Source organism: Mycobacterium sp. NGS69 (genome assembly GCF_059812165.1).
This window is the reverse complement of the sequence record NZ_JCALCD010000004.1, coordinates 562228-588471: the sequence shown is the minus strand read 5'-3', so window position 1 is coordinate 588471 and position 26244 is coordinate 562228. Positions and strand designations below refer to the sequence as shown.

The 26244-nt window shown below is 69.4% G+C and carries 21 protein-coding genes; 15 read left to right on the top strand and 6 right to left on the bottom strand.

Features of this window, described 5'->3' with window-relative positions; translation table 11 throughout:
* Nucleotides 1–42 precede the first annotated feature (42 nt).
* On the bottom strand, nt 43–708 hold the full coding sequence (locus AC5Y2S_RS15530; RefSeq protein ID WP_499956962.1) for a hypothetical protein: 666 nt from the start codon (nt 706–708) through the stop codon (nt 43–45).
* 141 nt (nt 709–849) lie between these two features.
* Here AC5Y2S_RS15530 and AC5Y2S_RS15525 point away from each other — a divergent pair, with 141 nt between their 5' ends.
* Nucleotides 850–2088 (top strand): mannosyltransferase, encoded by a 1239-nt coding sequence (locus AC5Y2S_RS15525; protein WP_499956961.1) that lies wholly within the window; start codon nt 850–852, stop codon nt 2086–2088.
* On the opposite strand, the gene AC5Y2S_RS15520 is transcribed toward AC5Y2S_RS15525, so the two are convergent.
* Both AC5Y2S_RS15520 and AC5Y2S_RS15515 read right to left on the bottom strand, forming a co-directional pair.
* A complete protein-coding gene (locus AC5Y2S_RS15520) occupies nt 2085–2369 on the bottom strand; it encodes a 4a-hydroxytetrahydrobiopterin dehydratase (protein ID WP_499904732.1) in 285 nt (94 codons plus the stop codon). The genes AC5Y2S_RS15525 and AC5Y2S_RS15520 overlap by 4 nt on opposite strands.
* A gap of 36 nt (nt 2370–2405) precedes the next feature.
* Nucleotides 2406–3182 carry a DivIVA domain-containing protein gene (locus tag AC5Y2S_RS15515; protein WP_499956960.1) on the bottom strand — a complete coding sequence of 259 codons (777 nt, stop codon included), beginning with the start codon at nt 3180–3182 and terminating at the stop codon, nt 2406–2408.
* Nucleotides 3183–3382: 200 nt separating this feature from the next.
* Between AC5Y2S_RS15515 and AC5Y2S_RS15510 the strand changes: the two genes are divergently transcribed.
* The 8 genes from AC5Y2S_RS15510 (at nt 3383) to AC5Y2S_RS15475 (ending at nt 17297) form a co-directional block, all read left to right on the top strand.
* Nucleotides 3383–3775, top strand: coding sequence for a (deoxy)nucleoside triphosphate pyrophosphohydrolase (locus AC5Y2S_RS15510; protein ID WP_499956959.1), 393 nt, complete (start codon nt 3383–3385; stop codon nt 3773–3775).
* 300 nt (nt 3776–4075) lie between these two features.
* A complete protein-coding gene (locus AC5Y2S_RS15505) occupies nt 4076–7726 on the top strand; it encodes a nitrate reductase subunit alpha (RefSeq protein ID WP_499956958.1) in 3651 nt (1216 codons plus the stop codon).
* A 3-nt stretch (nt 7727–7729) separates the two neighbouring features.
* Nucleotides 7730–9370, top strand: a complete 1641-nt coding sequence (gene narH, locus AC5Y2S_RS15500; protein WP_499956957.1) for a nitrate reductase subunit beta — start codon at nt 7730–7732, stop codon at nt 9368–9370.
* Entirely contained in the window at nt 9367–10032 is a 666-nt protein-coding gene (gene narJ, locus AC5Y2S_RS15495; RefSeq protein WP_499956956.1) for a nitrate reductase molybdenum cofactor assembly chaperone, read from the top strand. Before narH ends, narJ begins: the two co-directional genes overlap by 4 nt.
* Before the next feature lie 2 nt (nt 10033–10034).
* On the top strand, nt 10035–10775 hold the full coding sequence (narI, locus tag AC5Y2S_RS15490) for a respiratory nitrate reductase subunit gamma (protein WP_499904722.1): 741 nt from the start codon (nt 10035–10037) through the stop codon (nt 10773–10775).
* Between the two features lie 164 nt (nt 10776–10939).
* Nucleotides 10940–12829 carry a translational GTPase TypA gene (gene typA / locus AC5Y2S_RS15485; protein ID WP_499956955.1) on the top strand — a complete coding sequence of 630 codons (1890 nt, stop codon included), beginning with the start codon at nt 10940–10942 and terminating at the stop codon, nt 12827–12829.
* A gap of 67 nt (nt 12830–12896) precedes the next feature.
* Complete coding sequence (locus AC5Y2S_RS15480; protein WP_499956954.1) at nt 12897–14786, top strand: ABC transporter family substrate-binding protein; 1890 nt, start codon at nt 12897–12899, stop codon at nt 14784–14786.
* Nucleotides 14787–15020: 234 nt separating this feature from the next.
* Complete coding sequence (locus AC5Y2S_RS15475) at nt 15021–17297, top strand: PE domain-containing protein (protein ID WP_499956953.1); 2277 nt, start codon at nt 15021–15023, stop codon at nt 17295–17297.
* On the opposite strand, the gene AC5Y2S_RS15470 is transcribed toward AC5Y2S_RS15475, so the two are convergent.
* Entirely contained in the window at nt 17294–17905 is a 612-nt protein-coding gene (locus AC5Y2S_RS15470) for a TetR/AcrR family transcriptional regulator (RefSeq protein WP_499956952.1), read from the bottom strand. The two genes, AC5Y2S_RS15475 and AC5Y2S_RS15470, sit on opposite strands and share 4 nt — an antisense overlap.
* Before the next feature lie 66 nt (nt 17906–17971).
* Here AC5Y2S_RS15470 and mshB point away from each other — a divergent pair, with 66 nt between their 5' ends.
* Nucleotides 17972–18874 carry an N-acetyl-1-D-myo-inositol-2-amino-2-deoxy-alpha-D-glucopyranoside deacetylase gene (gene mshB / locus AC5Y2S_RS15465; RefSeq protein ID WP_499956951.1) on the top strand — a complete coding sequence of 301 codons (903 nt, stop codon included), beginning with the start codon at nt 17972–17974 and terminating at the stop codon, nt 18872–18874.
* A gap of 92 nt (nt 18875–18966) precedes the next feature.
* Nucleotides 18967–19428 (top strand): hypothetical protein, encoded by a 462-nt coding sequence (locus tag AC5Y2S_RS15460; RefSeq protein ID WP_499956950.1) that lies wholly within the window; start codon nt 18967–18969, stop codon nt 19426–19428.
* Nucleotides 19429–19437: 9 nt separating this feature from the next.
* Here AC5Y2S_RS15460 and AC5Y2S_RS15455 read toward each other — a convergent pair whose 3' ends face one another.
* On the bottom strand, nt 19438–20526 hold the full coding sequence (locus AC5Y2S_RS15455) for a PE family protein (protein WP_499956949.1): 1089 nt from the start codon (nt 20524–20526) through the stop codon (nt 19438–19440).
* Nucleotides 20527–20751: 225 nt separating this feature from the next.
* Between AC5Y2S_RS15455 and AC5Y2S_RS15450 the strand changes: the two genes are divergently transcribed.
* The gene (locus AC5Y2S_RS15450; protein WP_499957070.1) at nt 20752–23328 is read left to right on the top strand and encodes a bifunctional FO biosynthesis protein CofGH; all 2577 of its coding nucleotides are present in this window, start codon (nt 20752–20754) and stop codon (nt 23326–23328) included.
* A 30-nt stretch (nt 23329–23358) separates the two neighbouring features.
* Nucleotides 23359–24123, top strand: coding sequence for a maleylpyruvate isomerase N-terminal domain-containing protein (locus tag AC5Y2S_RS15445; protein WP_499956948.1), 765 nt, complete (start codon nt 23359–23361; stop codon nt 24121–24123).
* Between the two features lie 4 nt (nt 24124–24127).
* Here AC5Y2S_RS15445 and AC5Y2S_RS15440 read toward each other — a convergent pair whose 3' ends face one another.
* Complete coding sequence (locus AC5Y2S_RS15440; protein WP_499957069.1) at nt 24128–24460, bottom strand: hemophore-related protein; 333 nt, start codon at nt 24458–24460, stop codon at nt 24128–24130.
* Nucleotides 24461–24801: 341 nt separating this feature from the next.
* On the opposite strand from AC5Y2S_RS15440, the gene fdxA reads away from it, so the two are divergent.
* On the top strand, nt 24802–25128 hold the full coding sequence (gene fdxA, locus AC5Y2S_RS15435) for a ferredoxin (RefSeq protein ID WP_067151133.1): 327 nt from the start codon (nt 24802–24804) through the stop codon (nt 25126–25128).
* An 8-nt stretch (nt 25129–25136) separates the two neighbouring features.
* Nucleotides 25137–26222: a succinyldiaminopimelate transaminase gene (gene dapC / locus AC5Y2S_RS15430; RefSeq protein WP_499956947.1), complete on the top strand. Its 1086-nt coding sequence runs from the start codon at nt 25137–25139 to the stop codon at nt 26220–26222.
* Nucleotides 26223–26244: the final 22 nt, after the last annotated feature.

The window sequence follows — 26244 nt, the reverse complement described above, 5'->3', positions numbered from 1 at the left end:
TCCTCCGGTCGTTGGTGGCGGTTTAGTCGGCTAACGAACTGCTCAGGGCAGGGCCGAAAGCAGCGGCGACATCGGGCTGACCGGCGCCGGTGCGGCCGGTGCGGCCGGTGCCGCCGGAGCCTGTCCCGTGGCCAGCGCCTGCAGATCCTGCGGAATCGTCAGCTGCGCGGGCACGTTGACCGGCAGGCCCGACGGCAGCGCCGGCATGTCCACCTTCGCCTGCGGGATCTGCGGGGTGGCCGGCGCGGCCGGAGCCGCCGGCGAGGACAGGCCCGGGATGGCGGGCAGCCCCGGAATCGACGGAGCGGCCGGGACGGCGGGTGCCGCCGGCGCCTGGGCGAGGCCCGGGATCTGGCCAAGGCCCGGGATGGTCGGCGTCGCCGCCGGGGCCGTGGCCGCAGCGGGCGGGGTGAGCCCCGGAATCGACGGGAAGCCCGCCGAAGGCGAGACGGGCGAGGCCGCCGAGGGCATCCCCGGGAAGGTGATGCCGGGGGACGCCGGCGCCGCGGGCGGCGTGGCGCCGAGCGCGGTAGCGAGGTTCTGCAGGATTTGAGGCGCGTTGGCCGCAGAGCTGATCAGCTGCTGCGGAATGTTCGGCACCGGCGGGGCGGGGACGGGGTCGGCGTGGGCGATACCGCCCGTCAGTAGCGCTGCGGACGAACCGACCACGACGGCGGCCGCTCGCAAATAGGTCCAGATGGTTGGCATGACTCTCCCTGGTTGTCGATGACGGGTCCGGGGCCGAAGTTACTTTGATGCTGGTGTGACTCAAGTGACACGTGTGGCATTTATTCGATCGTTACCGATACGAGTGACGGCGGTGACCGAGCGGCCACAGAACACCGGGTGATGGCTAAAGTCAGGCGGATAGACACCATCCCCGCCGCCCCGGCGGCGCCCCGCACCCGGCGGCTGGCCAGCCCCCTTCAGGCGGCCGCCCCGGCGCTGCTGATCGCGAGCGTCGCCGCGCGACTCGCCTGGACATACCTGGCGCCGAACGGCGCGAACTTCGTCGACCTGCACGTCTACCTCGGCGGCGCCGCCGCCATCGACCATCCGGGCACCCTGTACAGCTACGTCTACGCCGACCAGACGCCGGACTTCCCGCTGCCGTTCACGTATCCGCCGTTCGCGGCGGTCGTGTTCTACCCGCTGCACCTGCTGCCGTTTGGGCTGGTGGCGTTCCTGTGGCAGGTCGCGACGATGGCCGCGCTGTACGGCGCGATCCGGATCGCCCAGCGCCTGATGGGCGTGCCGGCCGGGGCCGGTCACCGCGTCGCGATGCTGTGGACGGCGATCGCCATCTGGATCGAGCCGCTGCGCAGCACCTTCGACTACGGCCAGGTGAATGTCCTGCTCATGCTGATGGTGCTGTGGGCGGCCTGGACGACCCGCTGGTGGTTATCGGGCCTGCTGGTCGGCGTGGCGGCCGGGATCAAGCTGACGCCGGCGATCGCCGGGGTCTACCTGCTCGGCGCCCGGCGCTGGGGTGCCGCCGTGTTCTCGGCGGTGGTCTTCCTGGTGACCGTCGGCGTGTCGGTCCTGGTCGTCGGCGATCAGGCCCGCTACTACTTCACCGATCTGCTGGGCGACGCGCACCGGGTCGGGCCGATCGCCACGTCGTTCAATCAATCCTGGCGCGGCGGCATCTCGCGGATCCTCGGCCACGACGCCGGCTTCGGTCCGCTGGTGGTGGGCGCCCTCGCGGTGACGGCGGCGCTGGCCGTCCTGGCCTGGCGGGCGCTGGACCCGACCGACCGGCTCGGCAGGTTGCTGGTGGTCGAGCTGTTCGGGCTGCTGCTCTCGCCGATCTCGTGGACCCACCACTGGGTGTGGCTGGTGCCGCTGATGATCTGGGCGATTCACGGGCCGCCGCGCGGGTGGTCCGGCGCCCGCATCGTCGGCTGGGGCTGGTTGGCACTCACGATCGTCGGGGTGCCCTGGTTGCTGAGCTTCGCGCAACCGACGATCTGGCAGATCAGCCGACCGTGGTACCTGGCCTGGGCCGGGCTGATCTACATCGTGGCGGCGATGGCGACGCTGATCTGGATGGCGGTCGCCGGCCGACGGGACGCCTCGAGGGCCTAGCCTCCGACGATCCCGTCGATGTCACGCGCCATGTCGACGTCGTTCTGGGTGATGCCGCCCTCGGAATGGGTGACCAACGCGAAAGTCACCGTCCGCCAACGGATGTCGATGTCGGGGTGATGATCCTTGCTCTCGGCGTGCTCGCCCACCCGCCGCACGGCGTCGATGCCGTCGAGAAACGCGGGGAACTTGATCGACCGGCGCAGGGTGCCGTCGACACGCTCCCATCCGTTGAGTTCGGGCAGTGCGGCGTCTACTTGCTCATCCGTTAACACAGCCATGCCGAAGGTATCCTCTCATCTGGGATAGGCGGTCACCTACGAGGCTACGGCGGGACCGGCCGGCGCTTGACTTCTCTGGTCCAGGGGCACCACGACGCTCGCCTCCGGCAGGTTCTTCAGTTGCTGGTATGCGGACTCAAGGCTGGCCGGAACCGCTTGCAGGTCGCGGGCAACACCCATCAGTTCTTCGAGGATCATGATGCGCTGCTGGTTCGCCTCGGCCACCGCTTGCCGGGCCTGCTCATGGAATAGCCGAGCTTGCTGCTTTGCGTCGGCGAGGAGCTGCTCACGCTGGTGCTGGGCTTCCTCCCACGCGCGATCGATCGACGATTGGGCTTCAGCGCGCCTCCCGGCGACTTCGGCGTCGACATTTCTCTTGGTTTCCGCACACTGCGTTTCCAGCGCCTTTTGCTGTAAGGCTATGTCCGCCAACAGTTCTCGGTGCTCTCGCTGCGCGGCCTCGGCCTCGGCCTCCGCCGCCGCGACCAGGGTGTCGGCCTCGGCTCGCGCCTCGACCTGCATCCGGGACGCCTCATCGAGCGCCCGCCGCAGCATCTTCGCCATCCGGTGTTGCATCGCGTAGGGCGACGGCGAGGTGTCCGACAGCATGGCGACCTCATCACTGAGGCAGGCGACTTCGATCCGCAGGGCGGCTGCCTCGTCGCTGAATTCCTTGCGCTCGGCTCTTAGGTTCTGAACCTCGTCGATCAGCAACTTCTGCTTGGCGAACGACACCTCGAGGTAGGCATCGACCGCTGCCGTGTCGTAGCCCCTGAACGTGCGGGAGAACGTCTTTGCGGGTTCGGTGATCATTGCCAACCCCGATTCTGGAAAGTCCCCGGTAGAGATCGTGACCGACAGGGTCAAGTATTCCACGATGGCGCTCAAACTGTAATAGAGGCATTGTGCCCCAATGGAATTCGATGCCGAGCGGCTCCCTTGGTGCATGAAACCGTTCTCGGGACGATGGCCGCCCCCGGCGAGCCGCGCCCCGACGGTATACCGTCCTGGCCATGCCGACCCAGATCGTCGTCGCCGCAGCGGTCATCTCCGGCGGCAGGCTCTTGGTCGCGCAACGGGTCCGGCCGCCGGAATTGGCCGGCCGCTGGGAGCTCCCCGGCGGGAAGGTCGCTCCCGGCGAAACCGAGCGCGCAGCGCTCGCCCGCGAGCTGGCCGAAGAGCTCGGCCTGGTGGCGAACAACATCGAGGTGGGTGAGCGCCTCGGCGCCGACATTCCGCTGGGCGACACGATGACGCTGCGGGCGTACCGCGTGCGACTGCTCGACGGCGAGCCGCACCCGCGCGACCATCGGGCGCTGCGTTGGGTGACCGCCGCCGAACTGCACGACGTCGACTGGGTGCCGGCCGATCGCGGCTGGCTGCCGGACCTGACCCGGGCGCTGTGAGCAGGCTCATAACAAGTCCACAGCCTGCATGCAGGCAACGTACAGCGCTATCGCAGCTGACACGCGTGAAATCGGAAGGTAATAGTCCCGAAACACCGTAACCTGCGATTTGCATGCCAGTAGCGATCCCGATGGTTGTTCGAACGGTGTGGCCACACCTGCCACGCCGCGTCTCGACGGATTTTTTTGTCCTGTAAACCTATGTGCCACAATGGATTTCGCTAACACGCCCGTCATCGCCCGGCCGGCATTCGAACCCGACGGCGAAGTTCAACGTGGACCTACTAGGAGGCTTTTCTCTTGACCGTGACACCTCACGTTGGTGGACCGCTCGAGGAGCTACTGGAACGGAGTGGGCGTTTTTTCACCCCGGGCGAGTTCTCCGCCGATCTGCGCACCGTCACCCGGCGGGGCGGGCGCGAAGGCGACGTCTTTTACCGGGACCGGTGGAGCCACGACAAGGTGGTGCGCTCCACCCACGGGGTGAACTGCACCGGGTCCTGCTCCTGGAAGATCTACGTCAAGGACGGGATCATCACCTGGGAAACCCAGCAGACCGACTACCCCTCGGTGGGTCCGGACCGGCCCGAATACGAGCCGCGCGGGTGCCCGCGGGGTGCGTCGTTCTCCTGGTACAGCTACTCGCCCACCCGGGTGCGCTACCCGTACGCCCGCGGCGTGCTGATCGAGATGTTCCGCGAGGCCAAGGCGCGGCTGGGTGATCCCGTGCTGGCGTGGGCCGACATCCAGGCCGACCCCGAGCGCCGGCGCCGCTACCAGCGGGCGCGGGGCAGGGGCGGTCTGGTGCGGATCGGCTGGGCCGAAGCGACCGAACTGATCGCGGCCGCCCACGTGCACACCATCAAGGCCTACGGCCCGGACCGGGTCGCCGGGTTCTCGCCGATCCCGGCGATGTCGATGGTGTCGTACTCGGCCGGTTCGCGGTTCGTCGAGCTGATCGGCGGCGCCATGACGTCGTTCTACGACTGGTACGCCGACCTGCCGGTGGCCTCGCCGCAGGTGTTCGGCGACCAGACCGACGTGCCGGAGTCGGGCGACTGGTGGGACGCGGCATACCTGATGATGTGGGGCTCCAACGTCCCGATCACCCGGACCCCCGACGCGCACTGGATGGCGGAGGCCCGCTACCGCGGCACCAAGGTGGTGACCGTCAGCCCCGACTACGCCGACAACACGAAGTTCGCCGACGAGTGGATGCCGTGCGCCGCCGGCACCGACGGTGCGCTGGCCATGGCGATGGGCCACGTGATCCTGTCGGAATGCTATGTGCGCAAGCCGGTTCCGTTCTTCGTCGACTTCGCGCGCCGCTACACCGACCTGCCGTTCCTGATCAAGCTGGAACGGCGCGGCGAGATGCTGGTGCCGGGCAAGAACCTGACCGCGGCCGACATCGGAGACGCCGTCGAAAACGCCGCGCTCAAGCCGGCCGCGTTCGACGAGGCGACGAATTCCGTTGCGGTGCCCCAGGGCTCGCTGGGGTTCCGGTACGGCGAGGACGGCGTCGGGAAGTGGAACCTGGACCTCGGCGAGATGAAGCCGGCGCTCAGCGTCCTGGGGTCGGGCGACGCCGCGCCGGTGCACCTGCCCAGCTTCGACACCGTCAACGGCGAGGGCGGCACGGTGGCGCGCGGCGTCCCGGTGCGCCGCGTCGGTGACCACCTGGTGTGCACGGTGTTCGACTTGATGCTCGCCCAGTACGGGGTGGCCCGCCCGGGGCTGCCCGGCGACTGGCCCACCGGCTACGACGACCCGAGCCGGCCGAACACCCCGGCATGGCAGGAGCCGATCACCGGAGTGTCCGCGGCTCAGGCGATCCGGGTGGCCCGGGAATTCGCCCGCAGCGCGGAGGAATCCGGTGGCCGGTCGATGATCATCATGGGTGGCGGCATCTGCCACTGGTTCCACAGCGACGCCATCTACCGCGCCGTGCTGGCGCTGCTGATGCTGACCGGGTCGATGGGCCGCAACGGCGGGGGATGGGCGCACTACGTCGGCCAGGAAAAGGTCCGTCCGCTCACCGGATTTCAGACGATGGCGATGGCCACCGACTGGTCGCGCCCGCCGCGGCAGGTGCCCGGCGCCTCCTACTGGTACGCCCACACCGACCAATGGCGCTACGACGGCCACGTTGCCGACAAGCTGGCCAGCCCGGTTGGGCGGGGCAGGTTCGCGGGCAGGCACACGATGGACCTGCTGGCCTCGTCGGTGGCGATGGGGTGGAGCCCGTTCTATCCCCAGTTCGACCGGTCCAGCCTCGAGGTCGCCGACGAGGCCCGCGCCACCGGTCGCGACGTCGCCGAGTACGTCGCCGAGCAGCTGGGGGAGCGCACGCTCAAGCTGGCCGTGACCGACCCGGACAACCCGGCCAACTGGCCGCGGGTGCTCAGCGTTTGGCGTGCCAACCTGATTGGCTCGTCGGGCAAGGGCGGCGAGTATTTCCTGCGGCATCTGCTGGGCACGGACTCCAACGCACAGGCCGAGCCGGCGAGCCACGGCGACATCCCGGAAGGCAAGCTCGACCTGCTGATGTCGATCGACTTCCGGATGACCTCCACCACATTGGTGTCCGACGTGGTGCTTCCGGCGGCCACCTGGTACGAGAAGGCCGACCTGTCCAGCACCGACATGCACCCGTACGTGCACGCCTTCAGCGCCGCCACCGACCCGCCCTGGGAAACCCGTTCGGACTTCGACGCTTTCGGCGCCATCGCCCGCGCCTTCAGCGCGATGGCCAAGGACCACCTGGGCACTCGCAACGACGTGGTGCTCACCGCGCTGCAGCACGACACCCCCGACGCGATGGCGTATCCCGATGGCACCGAACGGGATTGGCTGCACGAGGGCGGCACTCCCGTGCCGGGGTGGACGATGGCCAAAGTCAGCGTGGTGGAACGCGACTACGCCGCCGTCTACGACAAGTGGCTGACCCTGGGCCCGCTCGTCGACACGTTCGGCGTGACCACCAAGGGCATCACGGTGCAGCCGTTCCGTGAGGTGGAGGAACTGGCCGCCAAGTTCGGCGTGATGAATTCCGGTGTGGCGGCGGGCCGTCCGGCCGTCACCAGCGCGGAGCGGATGGCGGACGTGCTGTTGCTGCTGTCCGGGACGACGAACGGCCGGCTCGCCGTCGAGGGCTTCCGGGAGCTGGAAAAGCGCACCGGCCAGCGGCTGACACACCTGGCCGAGGGCAGCGAGGAGCGCCGCATCACCTATGCCGACACCCAGGCGCGTCCGGTGCCGGTGATCACCAGCCCGGAATGGTCGGGCAGCGAAACCGGCGGGCGGCGCTACGCCCCCTTCACCATCAACATCGAGAATCTCAAACCGTTCCACACGCTGACCGGGCGGATGCACTTCTACCTGGCCCATGACTGGGTCGAGGAGCTCGGCGAGCACCTGCCGGTCTTCCGTCCGCCGCTGGACATGACGCGGCTGTTCGGCCAGCCGGAGCTCGGCCCGACGGGGGACGGCGTGGGGCTCACCGTCCGGTATCTGACGCCGCACTCGAAGTGGTCGTTCCATTCCACCTATCAGGACAACCTCTACATGCTGTCGCTGTCCCGCGGTGGCCCGACGATGTGGATGAGCCCCGGGGACGCGGCGAAAATCGGGGTGCGCGACAACGATTGGGTCGAGGCGGCCAACGCCAACGGCATCTACGTGTGCCGGGCGATCGTGTCGCACCGGATGCCCGACGGCGTGGTGTACGTCTATCACGTCCAGGAGCGCACGGTGGACACCCCGCGCACCGAGACCAACAACAAGCGCGGCGGCAACCACAACGCGCTGACCCGGGTGCGGATCAAGCCCAGTCATCTGGCCGGCGGCTACGGCCAGCACGCCTTCGCGTTCAACTACCTGGGCCCGACCGGCAACCAACGCGACGAGGTGACGGTGGTGCGCCGCCGCAACCAGGAAGTGACGTACTGACCGATGAAAGTCATGGCGCAGCTCGCGATGGTGATGAACCTCGACAAGTGCATCGGCTGCCACACCTGCTCGGTCACCTGTAAGCAGGCCTGGACCAACCGCAGCGGCACTGAGTACGTGTGGTTCAACAACGTCGAAACCCGCCCGGGGCAAGGCTATCCGCGCACCTACGAGGACCAGGAGCGCTGGCGCGGCGGCTGGATCCGCGACAAGAAGGGTCGGCTGCGGCTGCGTGACGGCGGCCGCATCCGCAAGCTGCTGCGGATCTTCGCCAACCCCAAGCTGCCCACCATCGACGAGTACTACGAGCCGTGGACCTACGACTACGAAAACCTGACCACGGCGCCGGCGGGTGACACGTTCCCCACGGCCGCGCCGAGGAGCGTGATCAGCGGCGAGCCGATGAAGGTGTCGTGGGGACCGAACTGGGACGACAACCTGGCCGGGTCACCCGAGATCCTTTCCGGCGACCCGATATTGAAGAAGGTCAGCGACGAGATCAAGCTGAAGCTCGAAGAGACCTTCATGTTCTACCTGCCCCGCATCTGCGAGCACTGCCTCAACCCGTCCTGCGTGGCGTCGTGCCCGTCCGGCGCGATGTACAAGCGCAGCGAGGACGGCATCGTGCTGGTCGACCAGGACCGCTGCCGCGGCTGGCGGATGTGCGTGTCCGGATGCCCTTACAAGAAGGTCTATTTCAACCACCGGACGGGTAAGGCCGAAAAGTGCACGCTGTGCTACCCGCGCATCGAGGTCGGCCTGCCGACGATCTGCTCGGAGACGTGCGTGGGCCGGCTGCGCTACCTCGGGCTGGTGCTCTACGACGTCGACCGCGTGCTGGAGGCGGCGTCGGTGGAAAACGACACCGACCTCTACGAGGCGCAGCGCCGGATCCTGTTGGATCCCAACGACCCCGACGTGATCGCCGCCGCGCGGGCCGACGGGATCTCCGACGAGTGGATCGACGCGGCGCAACGATCACCGGTGTACGCGCTGATCAACACCTACCGGGTGGCGCTGCCGCTGCACCCGGAGTACCGGACGATGCCGATGGTCTGGTACATCCCGCCGCTGTCGCCGGTCGTCGACGCGGTCAGCCGCGATGGTCACGACGGCGAGGACTTGGGCAACCTGTTCGGCGCGCTGGACGCGCTGCGCATCCCCATGCAATACCTGGCCGAGTTGTTCACCGCCGGCGACACGAAGGTCGTCGAGGGCGTGCTGCGGCGGCTGGCGGCCATGCGTTCCTACATGCGCGACATCAACCTCGGGCGCGAGACGCAGCCGCACATCCCGCAGTCCGTCGGGATGACCGAGGAGCAGATCTACAAGATGTACCGTCTGCTCGCCATCGCGAAATACGAAGAGCGGTATGTCATTCCGACCGCCGTCAGCGCGCAGGCGCGTGATCTCGAGGAGATGGGCTGCTCGTTGTCGGGCGAGGGTGGCCCGGGAATGTACGAATCCGGTCCGTTCGGCGGGGGCAGCGGTGCTCACCCCGTCCCGGTCGCCGTGGAGACGTTTCACGCCCTCAAACAGCGGCAGCGTGGCGAGAGCAGCAACGGGAACGGGCGGGTGAACTTGCTCAACTGGGACGGCCGCCAGGTGCTGTCCGGGATGTTTCCCGAGGGGCAGCAGCGATGAGGCTGCTGGCCCGGGTCCGGGAACGGTCGAGCGATCGGGTGATGGCCGACCGGCTGGTGTGGCAGGCGGCGTCGCTGCTGCTGGCTTACCCGGATGACGGCCTGGCCGATCGGCTGGACACCGTCGACGAATTGTTGAGCCACATCGGCGAACCCGCGGCCGCGCTGCTCGGTGGGACGGTCGCGGCCCTGCGCGCCCTCGAGCCGATGTCCGCCGCCACGCGCTACGTCGAGACCTTCGACATGCGCCGGCGCACCACCATGTACCTGACGTACTGGACCGCCGGGGACACCCGCAACCGCGGCCGGGAGATGTTGGCGTTCGCCACCGCCTACCGCGCCGCGGGCGTCGAACCGCCCCGCTCCGAGGCGCCGGACCACCTGCCCGTCGTGCTCGAATTCGCCGCCACCGTCGACCCCGACGCCGGGCGCAGATTGCTGACGGCACACCGGATTCCGATCGATGTGCTGCGCGGCGCCCTGGCGGAGATCGAGTCGTCCTACGAACACGCCGTCGCGGCTGTCTGCGCGACGCTGCCGGCCGCGACCGACCAGGAGGCGCGCCGGGCCGAACGCCTCGCGCAGGCCGGTCCTCCCACGGAAGCCGTTGGGCTGCAACCGTTCACCCTGACCGTCCCGCCGAAGCGCAGCAAGGGGGCGTGACGATGGTTCACATGAAGCTGATCGAGATCTTCTGGGACGACGTGCCCTACGTCGTGCTGGCATCCGCCGCCGTGGGCACCTGGTGGCGGTACCGCTACGACAAGTTCGGCTGGACCACGCGGTCGTCGCAGCTCTACGAGTCGAAACTGCTCTCGATCGGCAGCCCGCTGTTCCACTTCGGCAGCCTGCTGGTCATCATGGGCCACGTCATGGGCCTGTTCGTCCCGGAATCCTGGACGCGGGCGCTCGGCATGAGCGACCACCTCTATCACCTGCAGGCGCTGCTGCTGGGCGTGCCGGCCGGCTTCGCCACCATCGTCGGCATCGGGCTGCTGATCTACCGGCGGCGCACCCACGGGCCGGTCTTCGCGGCCACCACCCGCAACGACAAGCTGATGTACGCGGTGCTGGGGTGCGCGTTGGTGGCGGGGCTGTGCTGCACCCTGGCGGGCGCCACCCACTTCGGCGAGCTGCACGACTACCGCCAGAGGGTGTCGGTCTGGTTCCGGTCGATCTGGATCCTCGACCCGCGGGGCGATCTGATGGCGCACGCGGCGTTCTACTACCAGATTCACGTGGCGATCGCGCTGGCGCTGTTCGCCCTGTGGCCGTTCACGCGGCTGGTGCACGCGTTCAGCGCCCCGATCGGCTACCTGTTCCGGCCGTACATCGTGTACCGCACCCGTGACGCGGTGGACACCCACGAGTTGATCGGGTCGGCGCCGCGCCGTCGCGGCTGGTAGGACCGTGTGCGTCCTGGGCATTGGGTGTGAATTCTGGGCCGCGACACGCCGGGCCGGCGCGCCGCCACTGCACAATGGACGCCGCCACCGCACACACAACGCCGTCGGGCCCCCGAGAGTCCGCCGGTTCGCTATCTGAGGCCCCCGCTGCCAGAATCACCGACGTGCCATTCCGCAATGTCGCCATCGTCGCCCACGTCGACCACGGCAAGACGACCCTGGTCGACGCGATGCTGCGGCAGTCCGGCGCCCTGACGCACCGGGGCGACGACACCCAGGAACGCATCATGGACAGCGGTGACCTGGAAAAGGAAAAGGGCATCACCATCCTGGCGAAGAACACCGCCGTGCACCGCCATCACCCGGATGGGACGGTGACCGTGATCAACGTCATCGACACCCCGGGCCACGCCGACTTCGGTGGGGAGGTCGAGCGCGGACTGTCCATGGTGGACGGGGTGCTGCTGCTGGTCGACGCCTCCGAGGGCCCGTTGCCGCAGACCCGGTTCGTCCTGCGCAAGGCGCTGACCGCGCATCTTCCGGTCATCCTGGTCGTCAACAAGACGGACCGGCCCGACGCGCGCATCGCCGAGGTCGTGGACGCCAGCCACGACCTGCTGCTCGACGTCGCGTCGGACCTCGACGACGAGGCGGCCAAGGCCGCCGAGCACGCCCTTGGGCTGCCGACGCTGTACGCGTCCGGGCGGGCGGGCATCGCGAGCACCGAACAGCCGGCCGACGGCGAGGCGCCCGCCGGCGACAACCTCGACCCACTGTTCGACGTGTTGATGGAGCACATCCCGCCGCCCTCGGGCGACGCCGAGGCGCCGCTGCAGGCGCTGGTGACCAACCTCGACGCGTCGGCCTTCCTCGGGCGGCTCGCGCTGATCCGCATCTACAACGGCAAGCTGCGCAAGGGCCAGCAGGTCGCCTGGATGCGCGAGGTCGACGGGGTGCCGGTGATCACCAGCGCCAAGATCACCGAGCTGCTCGCCACCGAGGGCGTCGAGCGCAGTCCTACCGACGAGGCGGTCGCCGGCGACATCGTGGCGGTGGCGGGCATCCCCGAGATCATGATCGGTGACACGCTGGCCGATCCCGACCACGCCCACGCGCTGCCGCGCATCACCGTCGACGAGCCGGCGATCTCGGTGACGGTCGGCACCAACACGTCGCCGCTGGCGGGCAAGGTGTCCGGTCACAAGCTGACCGCGCGGATGGTCCGCAGCCGGCTGGACACCGAGCTGGTCGGAAACGTGTCGATCCGGGTGGTCGACATCGGCCGGCCCGACGCCTGGGAGGTGCAGGGCCGCGGCGAGCTCGCCCTGGCCGTGCTGGTCGAACAGATGCGCCGCGAGGGCTTCGAATTGACCGTCGGCAAGCCGCAGGTGGTCACCAAGACCATCGACGGCCAGCTGCACGAGCCGTTCGAGGCGATGACGATCGACTGCCCGGAGGAATTCGTCGGTGCGATCACCCAATTGATGGCCGGCCGCAAGGGCCGCATGGAGGAGATGGCCAACCACGCGGCCGGCTGGGTCCGGATGGATTTCGTCGTGCCCAGCCGCGGCCTGATCGGTTTCCGCACCGACTTCCTCACGATCACGCGCGGGACCGGCATCGCCAACGCCGTGTTCGACGGCTACCGCCCGTGGGCGGGGGAGATCCGGGCCCGCCACACCGGCTCGCTGGTTTCCGACCGGTCGGGCGCCATCACGCCGTTCGCCCTCATCCAGCTCGCCGACCGGGGCCAGTTCTTCGTCGAGCCCGGACAGGACACCTACGAGGGCATGGTCGTCGGAATCAACCCGCGCGCAGAGGATCTCGACGTCAACGTGACCCGCGAGAAGAAGCTGACCAACATGCGGTCGTCGACTGCGGACGTCATCGAGACGCTGGCGAAGCCGCTCGAGCTCGACCTGGAACAGGCGATGGAGTTCTGCGCGCAGGACGAATGCGTCGAGGTGACCCCCGAGATCGTGCGGGTGCGCAAGGTCGAGCTCGACGCCACCTCCCGGGCCCGCAGCCGGGCGCGGGCCAAGGCCCGGGGCTAGCGGCTTGGCGCCGGGCCGCGTCGAGGGCGTGGTTGGGCGGGCTGCTGAGCGGCTGCTCGATACCCTGATGGGCGTGCCGAGACGAGCCAGCCGCCTGTTCCTGAGGGTCGGCGTGCTGGTCTCGCTGGTCGGGCTGGTGCTGGCGGCGTGCACGGTCAACCCGCCGCCGGCGCCGCAGAGCACCGACACGCCGCACAACTCGGCGCCGCCGCCGCAGCGGCCCACCCAGATCATCATGGGCATCGACTCGATCGGCGCCGGGTTCAACCCGCACCTGCTGTCGGACCTGTCGCCGGTGAACGCGGCGATCAGCGCGCTGGTGTTGCCCAGCGCGTTCCGGCCGGTGCCGGACCCCGCCACGCCGACGGGTTCGCGCTGGGAGATGGATCCCACCCTGTTGGTGTCCGCGGACGTGACCAACCAAAACCCGTTCACGGTGACCTACAAGATCCGGCCCGAGGCGCAGTGGACCGACAACGCGCCGATCGCCGCCGATGACTTCTGGTACCTGTGGCGGCAGATGGTCAGCCAGCCCGGTGTGGTCGATCCGGCCGGCTACGACCTGATCACCGGGGTGCAGTCGCTCGAGGGTGGCAAGCAGGCGGTCGTCACCTTCGCGCAACCGTATCCGGCGTGGAAAGAGCTGTTCAGCAACATATTGCCGGCCCACATCGTCAAGGACGTGCCGGGCGGATTCGGGGCCGGGCTGGCGCGGGCCCTGCCGGTCACCGGCGGCCAGTTCCGGGTGGAGAGCATCGACCCGCAGCGCGACGAGATCCTGATCGCCCGCAACGACCGTTACTGGGGCCCGCCCGCCAAACCCGCCCTGATCCTGTTCCGCCGGGCCGGCGCGCCGGCCGCGCTGGCGGATTCGGTGCGCAACGGCGACACCCAGGTGGCCCAGGTGCACGGCGGCTCCGCGGCCTTCGCGCAGCTGTCGGCCATCCCGGACGTGCGCACCGCCCGGATCGTGACGCCGCGGGTCATGCAGCTCACGCTGCGTGCCAACGAGTCCAAGCTGTCCGACTCCCAGGTCCGCAAGGCGATCCTGGGCCTGCTCGACGTCGACCTGCTGGCGGCCGTGGGCGCGGGCAGCGACAACACGGTCACGCTGGACCAGGCCCAGATCCGCTCGCCCAGCGACCCGGGCTACGAGCCGACCGCGCCGCCCGCGATGACGACGCCCGCAGCGCTGGCGTTGCTGGAGAGCTCCGGATACAAGGTCGAACCCAACACGACGGCGTCGCCGACGCCGAGCCCCGCGAGCACCGGGCCGCCGGAAGTCACCCGCGGCCGCATCAGCAAGGACGGCCAGCAGCTGTCGCTGGTCATCGGGGTGGCGACGAACGACCCGACCTCGGTCGCGGTGGCCAACACCGCCGCCGACCAGCTGCGCAACGTCGGCATCGGCGCGACCGTGCTGGCACTGGACCCGGTGACGCTGTATCGCGACGCGCTGGCGAACAACCAGGTGGACGCGATCGTCGGCTGGCATCGGGCCGGGGGAAACCTGGCGACGCTGCTGGCCTCGCGCTACGGCTGCCCCGCGCTGCAGACGACGACGGTCCCGACGTCGAACGTGGCAACGACGACCCCCGCGGCCGGGCCCACACCGTCCACCGGGCCGGCCGCCACCGCCACGACGACGCCCACCCAGACGCCGCCCAGCCGCCCGCCCGAGCCCGGCGCCCTGGTGCAGGCGCCGTCGAACCTCACCGGAATCTGCGACCGCAGCATTCAGTCGAACATCGATGCCGCGCTCAACGGCGCCAAGAGCATCAACGACGTGATCACCGCGGTCGAACCGCGGCTATGGAACATGTCCACGGTGTTGCCGATCTTGCAGGACACGACGATCGTCGCGGCCGGGCCCAGCGTGCAAAACGTCAGCCTGACGGGCGCGGTCCCCGTCGGCATCGTCGGAGACGCCGGCCAATGGATCAAAACGGGGCCGTAAGCGCCCGTTCCAGATAATGAAAACGACCATTTTCTAGAAATGGTCGCGACGCCGCCCCGGGCGAACCAAAAGTAACGAATTCACTACGAATCAATCGGTGTCAATACCCACAAAATTCATTAGTGCAAACACGCGTTTTCGCTGCGCCATTTCGATACGCTCCGGCCATCGCGAAGCGACTGCGCGGGAAACAGTCGGATAGCGATCGTCGTGGGGTGAACCGGGGAGGTCATAGTGTCGTTTCTCATTGCAGCGCCAGAGCTGATTGCCGACGCGGCAACGGATTTGGCGAACCTTGCTGCCGTCATCGGTTCGGCCAACAGCGCAGCGGCCGTCGCGACCATGGGCCTGCTGCCCGCCGCCGCCGATGAGGTTTCGGCGGAAATTGCCGCATTGTTTTCCTCGCACGCCTCGGGCTACCAGCAACTCAGCGCGCAGGCCGCGCTATTTCATCAGCAGTTCGTTCAAACTTTGAGCGCTGGCGCGGGCAGCTACGCGGCCGCCGAGGTAAACGTTGTGCAGACACTGGCGAGCGCGGTGCCCGCGCTCGGCATCGACCTGAGCGGCGGGATCTCGGGGCTGGCGGCCAGCCTGAGCGCCGACCTCAACGCGATCGGGGTTTCGCTCAACGCCGCGGTATCGGGAAGCCTTGGCGCCAACGTCCTCGGGCTGGCGCCGCTCGGTGCGTCGATCGCGACGAACGTGAACAGCGGGCTGACGGCGCTGGCCCAGACCGGCGGGGCGATCGCCACGAACGTCGGCACCGGGCTGTCGGGGCTGGCGGGCGGCTTCAACGCCGCGCTGCCAGGCCTGCAGGGCAGCCTGAGCGGCGGGCTGTCGGGGCTGAACGCCTCCCTCAACGGCGCGCTGTCGGGCACCTTGGGTGCCGGCTTTGGCGGGTTCGGGCCCCTCGTGGCGACGTTCGCCACGGACTTCGGCAATGAGTTGGGCGGCTTCATCCAGGCCGCCAACACGCTCGCTGCGAACCTCGGCGCCGGGCTGGCCGGCGGACTGAGCCTCGCGTTGCCGGGCCTCGCCGCCAGCCTCAGCGGCGGCCTCGGGGGCCTGAGCGCCTCGATCAATGCCGCGCTGTCGGGCGGCCTCGGCGGCAGCCTTTCGGGGTTGGGGCCCCTCGGCGCCACCCTGGCGGCGGACATCAGCAGTGGGCTGTCGGGATTGGCCCAGACCGGTAATGCGCTGGTGACAAGCCTGACCGCCGGGTTCCCGGGGCTGCAGGCCAGCCTCACCGGTGGGCTCGCCGGGCTGAACGGTGCGATCAACGCCGCGCTCTCGGGCGGCTTCGGTGGCAGCCTGTCCGGCCTCGGCACGGCACTGTCCGGTGCCTTGCAGACCGGTGGGTCGCTGATCGGCAACCTGACCGCCGGCCTGCCGGCCCTGTCGGGCGGCATCACCCTGCCGGCCAACCTGACCGCCGCGCTGAACATGCTGGGCGGCGCCCTCGGCTTGAGCCCCAGCCTGGGCGTGAACATCATGGCCGGGCTCAACGGGCTCAACGCCCAGCTGAACGCCGCATTGAACGGGGGCATCAGCCTCGGGATCGCCGGGCTTCCCACGCTGTTCGCCAACCTGGTCGCGCCCTGGCAGGTGCTGTTGACGGCACCGAACGTGCCCGCGTTCCTCACCCAGCTGCAGGCGATGGAGGTCGGCTTCAACACGGCGCTGATCACCAACGAGCTCGGTCTCAACACGGCCCTGGTCGCCCAGGAGACCGCGCTGGAGACGGCGCTCTTCGGCGGCACCGGCGCCTTGGGCGGTTCGATCGACAGCTTCTTCAACTTCTGGAACACGGTGCTGGGCACCGGAGAGGTGACCTTCGACAGCCTGCTGGGCGCGCAGCTGCCCACCGGCGGCGCCATCCTGGCCAGCCTTGCCGTCGGCACCCCGGCCAACCTGATCGCCGGCGGCACCCTCGGCGGGTTCCTGGGCGCCCTGGACACCAAGTTCCTATGGGACCTCAACGCCATCAGCGGAGTCGCGACCTCGGCGACCGGCAATGGGTCCCTTCAGGCCGCGTTGACGGCGGGGATCAACGCGGCAGGCTTGCAGGCCTCGCTGAACGGGGGCCTGAACGGGTCGCTGCTCGCCGGGGCGCCCAACCTCGGGGTGGCGCTGGTGGCGGCGCCCACCGCGGGGTTGCAGGGCCTGGCTTCGGGTCAGCTCAACTTCCTGTCCAACATGATCCCCGCGGAGGTCAACTTCAACACCAACCTGTTGAACAGCGAATTGGCTTGGGAAACAGCAACATTCGGGACCAACACCGCGTTGAACGGCGGGCTGAACCGGCTCTTCAACATCCCCAACATGTTCCTGCTCACCGGCGAGCAAACGCTCAACAGCTTTGTCGGCGGTGTGCAGTTCCCGGCGGCCGGCACGGTCCTGACCGGCACCGGTGCGCAGGTCTTCAACGGCGGCAACATCGGCGGCATCGAGGGCATCTTCGACCAGACCCTGGCCGCGGGTGCCGACTTCGCCGGCCTGTTCGTGGCCTAGCTGCCGGCCGCCGCGGGCGACCGCGGCGGGATCACGGTGTCGACCACCAGCGCCAGTTCCCGCCGGTTCGGCGGCTCGCCGGTGAGCAGGAAGTGGTGGTTGAGCAACGCGGGTCCGACTCGGGCGGTCAGCGGCGTGATCGTGGCCGGATCCAGGTCACCGCACTCGACGGCGGCCTGCAGGATCGATTCGACGATCTTGAGGCGAGGGGCGACCACGGCGTCGGCGAAGATGGTGCGCATCTCCGGTTCGTGCAGCAGCTGCTGGACGACGTAGAGGCCGGGGAACGTGGTCTTACCGGCCAGCATGTCGCGGTGCGCGGTGAACAGCGTCAGCAGGTTCTCCCTCGGCGACCGTCCGGGTCGCAGCTCGGGCACCGGCGGCAGCGCGTACACCAGGGTGGCGTGCACCAAATCATGCTTGCTGCACCAGCGCCGGTACAGGGCCGCCTTGCCGGTGTGTGCGCGCGCCGCGATGCCTTCCATCGTCAGCCCGCCGTAGCCGACTTCGGCCAACTCCGCCAGCGTCGCCTCGTAGAGCGCACGTTCGAGCACCTCGCCACGTCGGCGGCGCCGGGTGCTGCTCCGATCCTCGGTTAGCTGCGGCATTTCTCGATAGTAGCCGCCCGCGTTCCTATTCGCTGCGGGTCGGCGACGCGGAGGTAGGGTGCCTCCATGCCTGAGACTCCACGGCTGCTGTTCGTCCATGCGCATCCCGACGACGAGAGCCTCGCCAACGGTGCCACGATCGCCCACTACACCGCCCGCGGGGCGGAGGTGCGCGTCGTCACCTGCACGCTCGGCGAGGAGGGCGAGGTGATCGGCGACCGGTGGGCCGAGCTCGCCGTCGACCGCGCGGACCAACTCGGCGGCTACCGGATCGGTGAGCTCACGGCCGCGTTGCGAGAGCTGGGCGTCGACGCGCCACGCTACCTCGGGGGCGCGGGCCGCTGGCGTGACTCGGGCATGGAGGGCACCCCGAGGCGGGGCCGCCAGAGGTTCATCGACGCCGACGAACGCGAGGCCGTCGGCGCGCTGGTCGACATCATCCGCGAGCAGCGCCCCCACGTCGTCGTGACCTACGACCCCAACGGCGGCTACGGGCACCCCGACCACATCCACACCCACACCGTCACGACGGCCGCGGTCGCCGCCGCCCCCACCGACGATTACCCGGGCCGGCCCTGGGCGGTGCCGAAGTTCTACTGGACGGTCCTGGCCACCAGCGCGTTCCAGGCGGGCTGGCAGCAGCTGGATCGCGACGACCTGCTGCCCGACTGGATGGTCCCGCCGCAAGACGAATTCGACTTCGGATACGCGGATTCCGACATCGACGCCGTCGTGCAGGCCGCCCCGGATACGCTCGCGGCGAAGATCGCCGCCCTCGCCGCGCACGAAACCCAGCTCGTCGTTGGCCCGACGGGCCGGGCCCTCGCGCTGTCGAACAACCTGGCGTTGCCCATCCTCGCCGAGGAGCACTACGTCCTGGTGGCCGGTTCCGCGGGGGAGCGCGACGCGCGCGGCTGGGAGACGGATCTGCTCGCGGGACTCGGTTTGACCGCCGCCGCGACGCGGTAGGCTGCCAAACAGGCAGCCACGGAAGGAATTCGAATGGACCCCGACCTGGACCCTAATATGCAGCACTGGCAGGACCGGCTCGACAGCCTGCAGTGGGTCATCGGCTCGATACTCGCGAACGTCGACAGCGTCCCGACCTGACCGAAACCAAGCCACGCGCCGCGTCCATCCAGGACGGCGGCGCGACGGATCCCGCGATTCGTTTCGTCGTTTTGGCGCTGCTGGCCGTAGACGGGATTCTCTCGGCCCTGGCCGGCGCGCTGCTGCTTCCTTCCTATATAGGTTCGATTCCCTTTCCGATCAGTGCACTGCTCAGCGGACTGCTCAACGCGGCGCTGGTGTGGGCCGCCGGCCTGTGGACCGGCTCGGCGCGGGTGGCCGCGCTGCCGTTGTGGACGTGGCTGCTGACGGTCGCCGTGCTGAGCATGGGCGGTCCCGGCGACGACGTGATCCTGGGCGGCCGCGGACTGATGGCGTACGGGGCACTGGTCTTGATCGCACTGGGCGTCGCGCCCCCGGTCTGGGTGCTGTGGCGGCGCGGCCAGCGGGGCTGACGGCCCGGGTTAGGGGAAGAAGGGCGGCAGCGGCGGCAGCGGCGGGAGGAAGCTGAGCGCCCAGTAGACCTCGGTGTTGATGAACTGGTTGATCGACGCCGTGGTGGCATCCCAGAAGTCGGCCAGCCCCTGGGCGAAGTTGATGCTGCCCTGTAGCCAGTCGATCGTGTTGAACAGGGCGGCCTGCACCATGGGCTCGAAAAGGTCGTAGAAGAAGTAAATCTGGGGGGCCACCCAGCTGATATACGGCAGGTAACCGGCCACGTACGCGGCGAGGTCGAAACCGTACTGGACGTAGGGCTCGACGAGCAGGTACCCGGCCTTGATGGCGTCGCCGATCGACCCGGATGCCGCCGGCACGACTGCGGCGTTGGTCATGGCGGCCGGTGTGACGAGCGCGCTTGCCGCGGTGAGGGCGCGGATCCCACCGGTCGGCAGTAGCGCGCCGGCCTCACTGGCGAGCGCCGAAAGGCCACCCGGGAAACCGGAGCCCAGCAGCCCGGCGCCGCCCAGGAAGTTGGAGCCGGCCACGACGCTCTCGACCTGGTTCACCGCGCTGGACAGGCCGCCGCCGACCATGCCGATGCCGCCGCCGCCCACCAGCCCGGCGCCGCCGCCCAGGGCGTTGGAGCCGGCCACGGCGCTCTCGACGCGGTCCACCGCAGTGGTCACGGCGCCGCCGATCACGCCCGCGACGCCGCCGCCACCGCCGCCGAGCAGCGACGCGGCCGGCGCGTTGACCGCGCTGGCGAGGTTCTGCGCGGCGCCGGGCAGCGCCGCGGCGGGCGCGTTCACCGCACCGGCGAGGTTCTGCGCGGCACTGGACTCCGCCGCCGAGAACGCGTTCGCACCGGAGCTCAAGGTCTGGACAAATTGCTCGTGAAACTGTGCGATCTGCGCGCTGAACTGCTGATATCCCAGCCCGTGCTCGGAGAGGAACGCCGCGACCTGGGCAGAGACGGCGTCGGCCGCCGAAGCCGCCACGGCGGATGTCGGCGCCGCCGCCGCCGCGCTGGCGCTGTTGATGGTCGAACCAATGCCAGCCAAGTCCGAAGCCGCTGCCGCCAGCGCCTCCGGGGTGGCGAATAGGAACGACATTCGGTACCTCCCTGGATACGACGGATGCTATCTCGATCGCCGCTGGCAGGCGGGCAAGTTGGGCAAACACTTAACTTGCGGCCGCACGGGCCTGCACGAGGGCCGGGATGTCGACCGCAGACCGCCGGGAGCCTGGCGCTACTGTTGCGCGTATGGCACCGCTGCCCAGAGCTGCACGGGCTGGCGGATGAAATTCGATCGTGGGGAAGTTACACCAACGTGCCACTGACACCGGAGCCTCCGGCGCCCAGCGCTCTGCCTAGCCCTGTCGTTCCGCCTAAGGCCGGCGTGTCGGCGTTGCGGCGCGTCCTGCGGAGGGCCCGGGACGGGGTCGCGCTCAACGTCGAAGAGGCGGCCGTCGCCATGACCGCGCGCGGGGAGGACCTCGCCGATCTGTGCGCGAGCGCGGCGCGGGTGCGCGACGCGGGCCTCGAGTCGGCGGGTCGGCGCGGCGCGGGCGGCCGGCTGCCGATCAGCTATTCGCGCAAGGTGTTCGTGCCCGTCACCCACCTCTGCCGCGACAGCTGCCATTACTGCACGTTCGTCACCGTTCCGGGCAAGCTGCGCGCGCGAGGCGCCGGCATGTACCTGGAGCCGGACGAGATACTCGACCTGGCCCGCCGCGGGGCCGAACTCGGTTGCAAGGAAGCGCTATTCACCCTCGGCGACCGGCCGGAGGACCGGTGGCCGGAGGCGCAGGACTGGCTCGCCGAACGGGGCTACGACTCGACGCTGTCCTACGTGCGGGCGATGGCGATCCGGGTACTGGAGGAAACCGGGCTGTTGCCGCACCTGAACCCCGGCGTGATGAGCTGGTCGGAGATGTCGCGGCTCAAGCCGGTGGCGCCGTCGATGGGCATGATGCTCGAGACGACGTCGCGGCGGCTCTTCGAGACGAAAGGGCTTGCGCACTACGGCAGCCCGGACAAGGACCCGGCGGTGCGGCTGCGCACTCTCACCGACGCCGGCCGGTTGTCGATTCCGTTCACCACCGGGCTGCTGGTCGGCATCGGCGAGACGCTGGCCGAACGCGCGGACACCTTGCATGCGATTCGCAAGTCGCACAAGGAGTTCGGGCACGTCCAAGAGGTGATCGTGCAGAACTTCCGGGCCAAGGAACACACCGCGATGGCGGCGTACCCCGACGCCGGGATCGAGGACTACCTGGCGACGGTGGCGGTCGCGCGCCTGGTGCTCGGCCCCGGCATGCGCATCCAGGCGCCGCCCAACCTGGTGTCGCGCGACGAGTGCCTGGCCCTGATCCGCGCCGGGGTGGACGACTGGGGCGGCGTCTCGCCGTTGACGCCCGACCACGTCAACCCGGAGCGGCCCTGGCCCGCGCTGGACGAGCTGGCCGCCGTCACCGCCGAAGGCGGATACGACCTGGTGCAGCGGCTGACCGCGCAACCCAAATACGTCCAGGCCGGCGCCGCGTGGATCGACCCGCGGGTGCGGGGACACGTGCTGGCGCTGGCCGATCCGGCGACCGGCCTGGCCCGCGACGTCAACCCGGTGGGCATGCCCTGGCAGGAGCCCGACGACGTGGAGTCGGCCGGCCGGGTCGACCTCAATGCGGCGATCGACACCGAGGGCCGCAACACCGCGGCCCGCAGCGACCTGGACAGCGCGTTCGGTGATTGGGAATCGATCCGCGCGCACGTGCATGAGCTGGCGGCGCAGGGCGCCAAAGCGCCAGCACGCCTAGACACCGACGTGCTCGCCGCGCTGCGTTCGGCCGAACGCGACCCCGCCGGCTGCACCGACGACGAGTATCTGGCGTTGGCGACCGCCGAGGGCCCGGCGCTGGAAGCCGTTGCCGCGTTGGCGGATTCGCTTCGACGCGACGCCGTCGGCGACGACGTGACCTTCGTGGTGAACCGCAACATCAACTTCACCAACATCTGCTACACCGGGTGCCGCTTCTGCGCGTTCGCGCAGCGCAAGGGCGACGCCGACGCGTACTCGCTGTCCACCGAGGAGGTGGCCGACCGCGCGTGGGAGGCGCACGTCGAGGGCGCCACCGAGGTGTGCATGCAGGGCGGGATCGACCCCGAGTTGCCGGTGACCGGGTACGCCGAGCTGGTGCGCGCCGTCAAGGCCCGGGTGCCGTCGATGCACGTGCACGCGTTTTCCCCGATGGAGATCGCCAACGGGGTGACCAAGAGCGGGTTGAGCATTCGCGAGTGGCTGATCAGCCTGCGCGAGGCCGGCCTGGACACCATCCCGGGCACCGCCGCGGAGATTCTGGACGACGAGGTGCGCTGGGTGCTCACCAAGGGCAAGCTGCCCACCTCGATGTGGATCGAGGTCGTCAGCACCGCGCACGAGGTGGGCCTGCGGTCGAGCTCGACGATGATGTACGGCCACGTCGACACGCCGCGGCACTGGGTGGCCCACCTGAACGTGCTGCGCGACATCCAGGACCGCACCGGCGGCTTCACCGAGTTCGTGCCGCTGCCCTTCGTGCACCAGAACTCGCCGCTGTACCTGGCCGGCGCGGCGCGCCCGGGCCCCAGCCATCGGGACAACCGGGCGGTGCACGCGCTGGCGCGGATCATGTTGCACGGCCGCATTTCCCACATCCAGACCAGCTGGGTCAAGCTCGGCGTCGAGCGCACGCGGGTGATGCTCAACGGCGGCGCCAACGACTTGGGCGGGACGCTGATGGAGGAGACCATCTCGCGGATGGCCGGGTCCGAACACGGGTCGTCGAAGACCGCCGCGGAGCTGGCCGCGATCGCCGAGGGCATCGGCCGCCCGGCGCGCCAGCGCACCACCACGTACGCCCCGCTCGCCGCGTAATCGTCACCGGCCGCGGGTATACCCGAGGCCGTGAAGCGACACATCGACGACGACCGATTCCCCGAATGGCGTCCGTTTGTGGACGCCGTGCAGCAGCGCCCACCTGAGGCCGGCACCTGGTGCGAAGCGTGGACGGTGCGCGACATCGTCATCCATCAAGCCGGAAACGCCGAGGAGCTCGCCCGGGTGCTGGCGGCGCATCTGGAGGGCGAACCCGTCGGCACGCGCGGCTTCGAGGAACGGGAGGCTCCGCTGCGCGCCATGAATGACGCGGACCTCTGGGACGGGCTGCACGACCGGATGGCCACCCTCAACGAGGTCGCGGCCGCGGCCGAAAGCGTCCCCGCCGACACGGACGTGGCCTGGACCGGGCGCACCATGAAGGCGCCCTGGTTCGCCGAGCACATGCGAGAGGAACTCGTCCTGCACGGCTGGGACGTCACCGGCGATGACGCGGCGGCCCAGGCCCGGCTCGCCGAACCCTGGATGACGACGCACAGCGTCGTCGCGGTGGGACGGCCGCTGCTCGCCAAGGGCGCCAAGTCGCTGGGGCCCGGCGAGCGAATCGAGGCGCGGTTGCGGGTCTTCGGCAGCGACGACGTGGTGATCACCGCGGACGCGGAGCGGACCTCGATCGGAGTGGCCGGGCCCGAAGGCCCGGCCACTCTCGAAACCGATTCCGCCGCAAGGGTTTTGCTGCTCTGGGGTCGCCGACCCGGAAACCCGTCGCGGATTTGCAGCGACGCTGGGCCCGAACTGCTCGGCCAGGTGCGCCGGCTGCTCAGCGGCTACTGAACGCTCAGTAGTTGTTGCAGCTCCCGGCCACCGACAACACGTCGTTGAAGTACGGCGCGGCCGCAGGCATGGCCTGGATCTGCTGAGCCATCTGCATCCGCTTCGGCGGCGGCGAGGCCAGGAACTGGCGCAGGTAGGACGTGGCGACCGGCGATGCGGTCAGCTGCGCGGCAGCCGCCGGGTCCGTCGCGTTCAGCGCGGCCATCACCTGTCCGTAGTTGCAGGTCGTGTTGACGACCGGATCCAGCGGATCGGCGGACGCGATCCCGGCGCCGGCGGTCAACGCAAAAGCAACGCCCCCTGCGGCAGCAGCCAATTTGGTCAACGACAGCTTCACCATCTGTGGACACCTTCCCCAATTCAATGCACCGTCGATTAACGGCGACGACATCTGCCCAACGGTTGCCGTCTGCGGTCGAGGTTACCAGGCCCCGTGAGCATTCATCTATCGGAACGGTTATCGCACAGGATCTTCTAATCGTAACTATGCGCAGGTCAGGGCGTTTTGCGCGCCTGTTCGCCCACGGTGAAATGCGGCCCGGCCCGGCGCACCCGTGCCGGGTGGTTGACGTGTATGTGCAACGTCTAGTATCAGTAACCGAATGCTTGCGCTGTCGCGGCCGGAGCGCCGCGGCGAGCCGAACCGCAGCCCACACGCAGTACATGGAGGAGATGTCTGTGACGTACACGATCGCCGAACCCTGCGTCGACATCAAGGACAAGGCTTGCATCGAGGAGTGCCCGGTCGACTGCATCTATGAGGGTGCCCGGATGCTGTACATCCACCCCGATGAGTGCGTCGACTGTGGGGCCTGTGAGCCGGTCTGCCCCGTCGAAGCGATCTATTACGAAGACGACGTGCCCGAGCAGTGGAGCCAGTACACACAGATCAACGCCGACTTCTTTGCTGAGCTGGGGTCGCCGGGCGGTGCCGCGAAGGTCGGCATGACCGAGAACGACCCGCAAGTCGTCAAGGACCTGCCGCCCCAGGGCGAAGGCGACTGAGCGAGCGAGTGTCGGCGTCCCTGCCGGAGTTTCCCTGGGACACGCTGGCCGACGCCAAGGCGCGGGCCGCTGCCCATCCGGACGGGATCGTCGACCTGTCCGTCGGGACCCCGGTCGACCCGGTCGCGCCGCTGATCCGGGAGGCGCTGGCCGCGGCCAGCGCCGCGCCGGGCTACCCCGCCACCGCCGGAACCGCGCGGTTGCGCGAATCGGCGGTGGCCGCGCTGGCCCGCCGTTTCGGCATCACCGGGCTGACCGAGGCGGCCGTGCTGCCGGTGATCGGCAGCAAAGAGCTGATCGCGTGGCTGCCGGCGCTGCTCGGCCTGGGCTCCGCGGACCTGATCGTGGTGCCGGAGCTGGCGTATCCGACTTATGACGTGGGCGCGCGGCTGGCCGGCGCCCCGGTGCTGCGCGCGGATTCGCTGACCCAGGTGGGCCCGCAATCCCCGGCGCTGTTCTACCTGAACTCGCCGAGCAACCCGACCGGGCGGGTGCTGGGCGTCGACCATCTGCGCAAGGTCGTCGGATGGGCGCGTGAGCGGGGGGTGATCGTCGCCTCCGACGAGTGCTACCTGGGTCTGGGTTGGGAGGCCGCGCCCCGGTCGGTGCTGCATCCCTCGGTCTGCGACGGCGACCATACCGGGCTGCTCGCGATCCACTCGCTGTCGAAGAGCTCGTCGCTGGCCGGCTATCGGGCCGGCCTGGTCGCCGGGGACCCGGCGCTGGTCGGCGAGCTGCTCGCCGTGCGCAAGCACGCCGGCATGATCGTGCCGACACCGGTGCAGGCCGCCATGGTGGCCGCCTTCGATGACGACGCCCACGAGCGGGAGCAGCGCGAGCGGTACGAACGGCGGCGGGCCGCCCTCCTGCCCGCACTGCGCTCGGCCGGTTTCGCCGTCGACCATTCCGAGGCCGGCCTCTATCTCTGGGCCACCCGCGGCGAGCCGTGCCAGGACAGCGTCTCCTGGCTTGCCTCCCTCGGCATCTTGGTGGCGCCCGGCGACTTCTACGGCCCGGGCGGTGCCCGGCACATCCGGGTCGCGCTGACCGCCACAGACGAGCGCGTCGCCGCCGCGGTCGAGCGGCTGACTTAGCCCGTCCGCCCGCCGCGTGGAA